General features: G+C 58.8%; 1 protein-coding gene. It reads left to right on the top strand.

Annotation, left to right across the window (positions count from 1 at the left end):
• Nucleotides 1-1,657, top strand: a 1,657-nt coding sequence (locus ABX74_RS11380; RefSeq protein WP_047888859.1) for an amino acid adenylation domain-containing protein, incomplete at both ends; no start/stop codon positions are given.

Genomic DNA, 1,657 nt, shown 5'->3' with positions numbered 1-1,657 from the left:
AACGACACGTCTCGTCCGGTTGTGGGTGGGTTGTTGTTGGATGGTTTTGATTCTGTGGTGGGGGTTTCTTCGGGGTCGCGGGCGGTGGTGTGTGGGGATGAGGTGCTTTCGTATGGGGAGTTCGATGAGAGGGTTAATAGGTTTGCGCGTTATTTGATTGGTTTGGGTGTTGGGCCGGAGTCGTTGGTGGGGTTGGCTGTTCGGCGGTCGGTGGATTTGTTGGTTGGTTTGTATGCGATTGTGCGTGCGGGTGGGGCGTGGGTGCCGTTGGATCCTGATGCGCCGTCCTCGCGTAATGAGTATGTGTTGGATTCGGCTGATCCGGTGTGTGTGGTGTCGACGGAGCGTGATGGTTTCGTGGCGTCGGGTCGTCGGGTTGTGTGTGTGGATGTTGTTGATGTGTCTGGTTTTTCGGGTGCGCGGGTTTCTGATGTGGATCGGCGCTCGCCGTTGCGGGCGTCGAATACGGCGTATGTGATTTTCACGTCGGGGTCGACGGGTCGGCCGAAGGGTGTGGCGGTCTCGCATGCGGCGATTGTGAATCAGTTGGAGTTCATGCAGGGCGAGTATCGCTTGACGTCGTCTGATGTGTATTTGCAGAAGACGGCGACGACGTTCGATGTGTCGTTGTGGGGTTTTTTCATGCCGTTGCGGGTGGGTGCGGTGTTGGTGTTGGCGTCGGCTGATGGTCATCGGGATCCGGGGTATTTGGCGTCGGTGATTGATGATCAGGGTGTGTCGGTGACGGATTTTGTTCCGACGATGTTGTCGACGTTTTCGTCGTTGGTGGATCCGGGGTTGTTGGGTTCGTTGCGTGATGTGTTGGTCATTGGTGAGGCGTTGCCGGTGGAGGCGGTGCGTGAGTTCGGGTTGGTGTCGTCGGCGCGGTTGCATAATTTGTATGGTCCGACTGAGGCGGCGGTGTCGTTTACGTTTGCGGATGTGACGGCTGCTGGGTCGGGGTCGGTGGTCTCGATTGGTGTGCCGGAGTGGAATTGCCGGGTGTTTGTGTTGGATTCGCGCCTTCGGCCGGTTGCGGTGGGTGTTGCGGGTGAGTTGTATTTGTCGGGTGTGCAGTTGGCTCGGGGGTATGTGGGTCGTCCGGATTTGAGTGCGGATCGGTTTGTGGCGTCGCCGTTCGGTTCGGGTGAGCGGATGTATCGGACGGGTGATTTGGTCCGTTGGAACACAGTTGGTGAGTTGGAGTACATCGGTCGTACTGATTTTCAGGTGAAGTTCCGTGGTCAGCGGATCGAGTTGGGGGAGATCGAGGCGGCGTTGGTGTCGCATGGGTCGGTGTTGTCGGCTGCGGTGGTGGTGCGTGGGTCGGTGATGGGTGATCAGTTGGTGGGGTATGTGGTGCCGGCGGTGGGGTCGGTTGTGGATGTGTCTGTGTTGCGGGGGTTTGTGGGGGAGCGGGTTCCGGGTTATATGGTTCCGGCTGCTGTGGTGGTGTTGGATGCGTTCCCACTTAATTCGTCGGGGAAGTTGGATCGGGCGTTGTTGCCGGAGCCGGTGTTCGAGGCTCGGGTGTTTCGGGCTCCGGTGTCGTCGGTGGAGTTGGTGGTGGCGTCGGCGTTTGTGGGTGTGTTGGGTGTTGATCGGGTGGGGTTGGATGATGATTTCTTCGAGTTGGGTGGCAACTCCCTCATCGCGA

Origin of the sequence: Rhodococcus sp. ARP2, assembly GCF_001029585.1 — a bacterium.
Taxonomy (GTDB): Bacteria; Actinomycetota; Actinomycetes; order Mycobacteriales; family Mycobacteriaceae; genus Rhodococcus_F; species Rhodococcus_F erythropolis.
This window is presented reverse-complemented; position numbering and strand designations above follow the sequence as displayed.